The sequence below is a fragment of the Geomonas sp. genome, assembly GCF_035254065.1.
GTDB lineage: Bacteria > Desulfobacterota > Desulfuromonadia > Geobacterales > Geobacteraceae > Geomonas.
This window is the reverse complement of the sequence record NZ_DATFBA010000407.1, coordinates 1-6,860: the sequence shown is the minus strand read 5'-3', so window position 1 is coordinate 6,860 and position 6,860 is coordinate 1. Positions and strand designations below refer to the sequence as shown.

Annotated in this window: 4 protein-coding genes; 2 read left to right on the top strand and 2 right to left on the bottom strand. The window is 61.3% G+C overall.

From position 1 onward, the window contains the following. Window positions 1–1,296 (bottom strand): DEAD/DEAH box helicase (locus tag VJ604_RS19095; protein WP_324085273.1); only part of this gene is annotated, 1,296 nt, incomplete at its 3' end. A 252-nt stretch (window positions 1,297–1,548) separates the two neighbouring features. Between VJ604_RS19095 and trmB the strand changes: the two genes are divergently transcribed. Then, window positions 1,549–2,178 carry a tRNA (guanosine(46)-N7)-methyltransferase TrmB gene (trmB, locus tag VJ604_RS19090; protein ID WP_324085271.1) on the top strand — a complete coding sequence of 210 codons (630 nt, stop codon included), beginning with the start codon at window positions 1,549–1,551 and terminating at the stop codon, window positions 2,176–2,178. A 379-nt stretch (window positions 2,179–2,557) separates the two neighbouring features. Here trmB and VJ604_RS19085 read toward each other — a convergent pair whose 3' ends face one another. Then, window positions 2,558–5,521: an NAD-glutamate dehydrogenase domain-containing protein gene (locus VJ604_RS19085; protein WP_324085269.1), complete on the bottom strand. Its 2,964-nt coding sequence runs from the start codon at window positions 5,519–5,521 to the stop codon at window positions 2,558–2,560. Window positions 5,522–5,972: 451 nt separating this feature from the next. Here VJ604_RS19085 and truD point away from each other — a divergent pair. Then, window positions 5,973–6,860: tRNA pseudouridine(13) synthase TruD (gene truD / locus VJ604_RS19080; protein WP_324085267.1), on the top strand; the 888-nt coding region annotated here is incomplete at its 3' end.

Sequence of the window (6,860 nt, the reverse complement as noted above, 5' to 3'; positions counted from 1 at the left end):
TTCGCCACCGCGCCCTGCCTCGGCCGCCGGGCGCGCACCCCTGTCACGATGCCTGCCGCCGGAGGCGGAGCTCTTAGCTCCCCTGCCGCGGTCGCCGCCCTTTTTATGCTCGGGCTTCGGCTCGCGCGGTCTCTGCTTGGTCCGCTTGTAGTCGTGGACGAACATGTCATCCTCGGCCCACTCGACCGGTATCTTCTGGTTGATGAACTCGTGGATCGCCTCCAGGTAGAAGGCGCCGTCCTCGTCGGCCAGCGAGATGGCCATCCCCTCCGCCCCGGCCCGCGCAGTCCTGCCGATGCGGTGCACGTAGTCTTCGCTGTCCTGGGGAAGGTCGTAGTTGATCACGTGCGAGACACCCTCGATGTGGATGCCGCGCGAGGCCACGTCGGTGGCGATCATGATCGGGAGATTGCCTTCCTTGAAGTCGGCGAGGATCTTCATCCGCTTTCTCTGCTCCACGTCGCCCGAGATCACCTTGCAGGGAAACTCGTTGGCGTTCAGGCGGTCCTGGAGGAATTCCGCTTCGCGCTTGGTGTTCACGAAGATCATGGTCCGCTCCATACCCATCTTCCTGAGCAGGCCGAGTAAGAGCGGGAACTTCTCCTTGCGGGCGACGTGGTAGAGCACTTGCTCGACCCTTTCCGCGGTCATCTGCTTGGGGGTAACCGAGACCTTGGCCGGGACGTTCATGAACTCGTAGGCGAGCTCCATGACGCGGGTGTTCAGGGTCGCCGAGAAGAGCATGTTCTGCCGCTTGTCGTAGGGGGGGAGCCTTCTCAGGATGAAGCGGAGATCGGCGATGAACCCCATGTCGAACATGCGGTCGGCCTCGTCGATGACCAGCGCCTCGATGTCCTTGAGCGAGTAGACCTTCTGCTTGAGGTAGTCGATCAACCGCCCCGGCGTGCCGATCACGATGTCGGCCCCCGCCTTGAGCGCGTCGCGCTGCTTCATGTAGTCGACGCCGCCGTAGATGGCCTGGATGTTGAAGCCGGTGTATTTACCCAGCAACTGTGCGTCCTTCTCGATCTGGACCACCAGCTCGCGGGTGGGGGCCAGGATCAGGGCCCTGGGGTGGCGGGCGTCACCCGTTTTCTCCTGGCTGAGCAGCTTGGTGAAGAGGGAGATCAGGAAGGTCGCGGTCTTGCCGGTGCCGGTCTGGGCCTGGCCTGCCACGTCCTTGCCGGAGAGGGCCAGGGGAAGAGCCTTTTCCTGGATGGGGGTGCAGTCGGTGAAACCAGCCTCGTCGATGGCCTTGACCACCACGTCCGGAATCTGCAGTTCGTTAAATTTCATGCTTTCTGTTTGTCCTTTTTTTGCCTTATTTCAAGAGGATATAATTAGCACAATGCCTTTAAAATGGCAATCGAAAGCGGTCGGTCCCTGGAATTGGCAAAAAGCAGCCTCCTTTTCTGTCTCGTCCCCCCTTTGATGAAGGGGGGACAGGGGGCATTGCTTCTGAAGAGGAAGGGAAGGAAGGGAACGGTTTTGCTTTTTGCTATATGCTGTGCTATGTTCGGCCGCTGAACTAAATCGCACGAGGAACGGATGCAATCTTTCATTCACATCGAATCACCCAATTATCTGAAACCCGAGGAACTTCCCAATCCCCCCAACTGGAGCTCCGTTTTCGGCAATGAGCAGCCGGTCGCCCTGGAGATAGGGTGCGGCGTCGGCGACTTCATGCTGAAGACCGCCATCGACAGCCCCGAGACCAATTTCATCGCCATCGACTTCTACAACAAGGGGTGCTACAAGACCTGCCGCCGCCTCGACCGCCACGGCGTCACCAACGTGCGCGTGCTGCGCGACGAGGCGAAGATGTTCATCACCGAGCGCATCCCCAAGGGGAGCCTCTGCGCGGTGTACATCAACTGTCCCGACCCCTGGCCCAAGAAGCGTCACCGCAAGCGGCGGTTGGTGAACAAGCAGTTCGTGGAATTCCTGATGGAGTACATGGTCCCCGGCGCCGACTTCTACTTCGCCACCGACTTCGACGACTACGGCGAGGACGTGGCGGCCATGCTGCCGCAGATCGCCGGGCTTGAGAACATGTTCGGCGAGGACCTCTACCGTCACGAGTTCCCCGGCTACCACCTCTCCAAGTACATGCGCAAATTCATGGCGGAAGGGAAGAGGATCTACTTCGTGCACTACAAGGTGAAGCAGGGGGAGTGATTGTCAAATCCTGCAACCACTCCCGCTCTCGCGTCCCCCCCTTGATATCTGCACTTCAATAACAAACCGGGCTAGTCACCACCTTCCGATAACGTCCCATAAAGGAACGGGCCTAGCCACCACGTTCCGCTAACGTCCCATGAAGAAACGGGCCTAGCCACCACGTTCCGCAAACGTCCAATAAAGAAAAGGGCTTAGCCACCACGTTCCGCTAACGTCCAATAAAGAAAGGGGTTAGCCACCGCCTTCCGCTAACGTTCCCCCCTTGTCAAAGGGGGGACAGGGGGGATTTGCTTTCGCTGTTCAGGTTCACCCCGGTCGCCCGGTCCCGCCGCATTCCTCTTTCGTGTCGTTCGTGCCTTTCCGTCGGTACCCCCTTTTACCCCGGGAAATACCTCTGCAGATGCCCCCTGATGCTCGCCTCGAAGTCCGCCTCGCGGTCGCCGCGGTAGACGAGCGAGGAGCCGATCTCGGCGGCCAGGATGGCGAACAGGTACTTCTGCGGCAGGTTCCGAATCCTCCTGCTGTACTTCGGCTCCTCCCGCAGCATGCGCGGCAGGTGCGAGAGGATGGCGCGCCGGTAGAGCGGCTGCAGGCAGAGCTGCGGGCGGTTCTGGAAGAAGCGGAAGATGCTCGCGTAGTGCGCGTTGATCTCGCCGCTCAGGCTGTCGGAGATCTCCGTGCAGATGAGCGCCGGCGTCTCCCGGCGCCGCTTCAGGATGAGTGACGCCTCGTCCGCCGCCCGCTGCTCCAGGATTTCCAGCACGTCCCGCACGTAGCGCTCCTTCTCGGCCAGGAACTCCTCCTCGCTTAACAGCAGGTTGGCGATGATCTCGTAGGAGGAGGAGATCACCCCGCACTTGTTGGCCGAGGCGTCCCGCATGATGATGACCCCCTCCTTCTGCAGGGCGAGCCTCGCCTCGGGGGTGATGAAGGAGTTGGCACCCTCCACGATGGCCGCCGTGGAAGGGGTGCCGTCCTCCAGCAGGTAGTCCTGCCAGTTGTCCTTGTCGATGGTCTCCGGCCGTCCCCCCGCCGGGATGAACAGGTCGGCCTTCACCTTGAAGGGGAGGCTCGCGTACTCGCGGGAGAACTCGTCGGTGGAGATCCATTCCTCATGGACCCCCTTGGCGGTGCGGGTCACCTTCCGGTACTGTTGGCGCAGGCCGTCCTTCTTGCTGCCGCTTCTGAAGATCATGAAGCCCCCCTCGTGCAGCATCTCGGGGGAGAAGGCTTCCAGGTCCTGGCTGAGCAGGATGCGGGAGAGCTCCTTGCGGTCGGCCCCTTGGGGATCGTAGAGCGCGGCGGTGCCGTCCAGGATCAGCCTGATGGCCACCTGCGGGGCGCGCTCCAGCAGGATCCTCATGGCGTTACCCGCCACGTCGCCGTTGGGACCGCCGGTCAGCTTCACGCTGAAGGGATCCCGGTAGATGTCGATCCCCAACTCGGCCATGGTGATCTCGGCGAATTTCACCACCCCGGTGGAGGTGACCCCGTACTCCTTGTGGTTGATCCCCACCTTCTTGCTGGACATGATGCCGATGCCGAGGATGTAGCCGCGCTGCTTGGAGACCCGGGCGATGTTCTCGATCATGGAGTCGTGCATGTTCTCGTCCGGCCCCAGTTCGATCGGCTCGTCCTCCCGGTAGTAGTCGACCACCTGCGGCAGCTTGGCGATGCCGTTCTTGGTGATGAAGATGTCCAGGAAGGCGTGCAGCACACTGTGTTGCAGCTTGTACAGGCGCCCCTCTTCCATCCTCCGCTCCCCGCTTCGCTGCAGATCGCCGGCGTCCAAGACCATCGCGAGCTTCGAGCCCCCTTCGTAGATGTCCTTGTTTTTGAGGTGCTGTGTGTGGGCGAGCACGAAGGTCTCGCGGAAGATGGTGTTGGAGTTGGTGATGAAGTCGTCGCTGTTCCTGGAGATCACCGTCCGCCAGCCGCCCCGGGCGATATCGGAGAAGCCGACGTGGTAGCCGAAGCCGTAGCGGCTGAAGAAGAAGGTGACTCGGAAGGGAAGCACGCCGGGGAGGTCCGAGGTGAAGGCGGTTCCCAGTTCGGTCAGGTAGGCCGGGTCCAGCCGGAAGGAGAGCGCCTGCTTCTCCGGCACGAAGAAGTTGGTCTTCAGGGTGTGGGTGATGAAGAGCAGGCAGCAGCGGTAGATGGAGCGGCGTACCTCGTCCAGGTAGCGGTGTCCCGTGTTGTACCCTTCCACCGTCCCCAGGGTTTCCTCCAGGATGCTCCCGTACAGCGATTTATGGTCCTTGATCTCCGGGTCGAAGCGGGACCAGAACAGCTTGACGAGCTGCAGCGCCATCTCCGGGTGGGAGTGGAATGCCGCCTGCACGTCGTCCAGCCCGAAGCGGTCGGGCTGGTTGTGGGCGAGGTTCGTGTGGCAGAAGGCGATGAAGGCGTTGATCAGCGCCGCCTCCTCGCCGGTCATCACCCCGGTGGTCACGAATTCGCGATAGGTGAAGCTCTTGGTGGCGATGATCTGGGTGTTGTAGAGCTCCTGCTGCAGGGCGAGGAACAGCGGAGAGCCAGGCTCGATTGACCCGCCGGAGCGCTTCCTGACGTAGAAGGTCCCCAGGAAGTAGGGCTGGGTGCCGTCGGTGATGTTCAGGCAGTAAGCGCGGGTCACCCCCAGCCCCAGCCGGTTGAAGACCTCCATCTGCTGCAGCAGGAATTCCTTCTCAGGCGGGTTGGTCACCGCGAAGTGCACCCGGGAGACGTCCGGGAAGGTGGTCGGCTCCACGTAGATGTAGAGGCCGCCCGTCTGGCTGGCCTTCTGCAGCAGGTGGAGCACCTGGGCCACCCGTACCGGTACCGAGACCCTGACGTACCCCTCGTTGTTCAGCCAGAGGATGCGCAACAACCGGTCGAAATCCCTCATGTCGAACTGGGGGTAGTTCCGCTTCAGCTTGGTGGCGATCCTTTGTGCGATGGCGGGGGGGATCTCCACATCCCGCCATCCCCTTACCTCACCGTTCTTCTTGCGGTCGAACTCGAACCTCTGGATCTCGAGCGCCTGATCCATCCCCGGCATCGCCCCCTCCGAGTGGGTGATCATGGCATAGGAGATCTCCTTGTCCTGGTATTGGCGCAGGGCGTCGTACAGCGAACCGGGCTCGTTCACCCGGGCGAAGATCAGCGTCTTCTCGCGGTCGGCCAGGATGATGCGCCGGTTGTGCCGCAGGGAAGCAAGCTCGCGCTCCAGGAGTTTCAACGCCTCCGGCTCGTCCTGCATGGCTTTGAAGAAGAAAGGGTTGACCTCTTGTTTGAGCCATTTCCTGTTTTCGGCGATCTCGGATGACAGACTGGTTCTTCCGGCTCTGATGGCGCACATGCTGTACTCCCCTTTGATCATTAGGTATTTTCGGTGTGACAGTATAACATTATCAACTACTATTCTTAATCATTTTTGTGAGAGTACAATTTTCTTTGTCACAGAGAGAGAAAGGCGAAAGGCAAATTTAACAGGGATAAAGGGGATGAAAGGGATAAAAGGCAAACCCTTTGACTCATCTAACTATCTCTGACATTCCCTCGCCCCCCGGGCGTGTCCGCCGAAGCCCTTCAGGCGGAGGTGGAAGAGGGCCGGGGGAAGGGAAGCCACGCACGATCCAGGTTGTCACATTGTTTTTTTACCAAGAGCAAGAGAAAAAGCCGTTCGCCCTGAGCCTGTCGAAGGGTGCGGTGAAACTCAGACGGCTCGTTGCCTCCTCTTGATTTCGATTGAAACAGCTGCGTAGAGCAGGTATATTGCCCGCCATTAAGAAAGGCTCTCTGGAGGCAGATTGCAGCAAAGGTACCTTACCGCCGAGATCCCCGGCATCGGCGGCGCGATAAAGAGCATCCCCGAGGACTTCCTCGTCGAAGAAATTCCCGCCTACCAGCCGAGCGGGCAGGGCGAGCACTGCTACGCCGTCATCGAGAAACGCGGCATCGCCACCCTGGAGGCCCTGCGCCGCCTTTCCAAGGCGCTCGGCGTGCAGGAACGCGATCTCGGCTACGCCGGCATGAAGGATTCCGTAGGCCTGACCAGGCAGACCATCTCCATTCCGAGGGTGAAGCCGGAAACCGTGCTTTCCCTGCAGATCCCCGGGCTCACCGTACTCTCCGCCACCCTGCACGGCAACAAGCTGAGGCTCGGCCATCTGAAGGGAAACCGCTTCCGCATCCGCGTGCGCGAGGTGGCAGCCGGGGCTGCGACCCTTGCTGAGCAGTCCCTGTCCATCCTGGCAGAGCGCGGCGTCCCCAACCGTTTCGGCTCCCAGCGCTACGGCGCGCAGGGCAATTCCCACCTGATAGGCGCCGCCATGCTGCGACGCGACTATAAGGGAGCCGTCGACGCTTTGATCGGCGATCCAGGCTCCGTCGGCGACGAGCGCTGGAGCCAGGCCATCGATGCCTACCGGCGCGGCGATCTGGAGGGTAGCCTTGCCCTGTTCCCCGGCCATTTCCGGGGCGAGCGGGAACTCCTGGGGCGGCTCGTCCAGCGGCCGGATGCCTGGGAGAGGGCCTTCAACTCCGTGCAGCCGCGGCTGAAGAGGCTATACCTCTCCGCCTTCCAGTCCTCGCTGTTTGACCAGGTGCTGGAGATGAGGCTCGACACCATTGACCAGGTCTCCGAAGGCGATATCGCCTTCAAGCACCAAAACGGCGCCTGCTTCGTGGTGCGCGAT

Coding starts and splice junctions, on each gene's coding strand:
- trmB (WP_324085271.1), top strand. CDS start 1,549: ATGCAATCTTTCATTCACATCGAATCACCCAATTATCTGAAACCCGAG.
- VJ604_RS19085 (WP_324085269.1), bottom strand. CDS start 5,521: ATGTGCGCCATCAGAGCCGGAAGAACCAGTCTGTCATCCGAGATCGCC.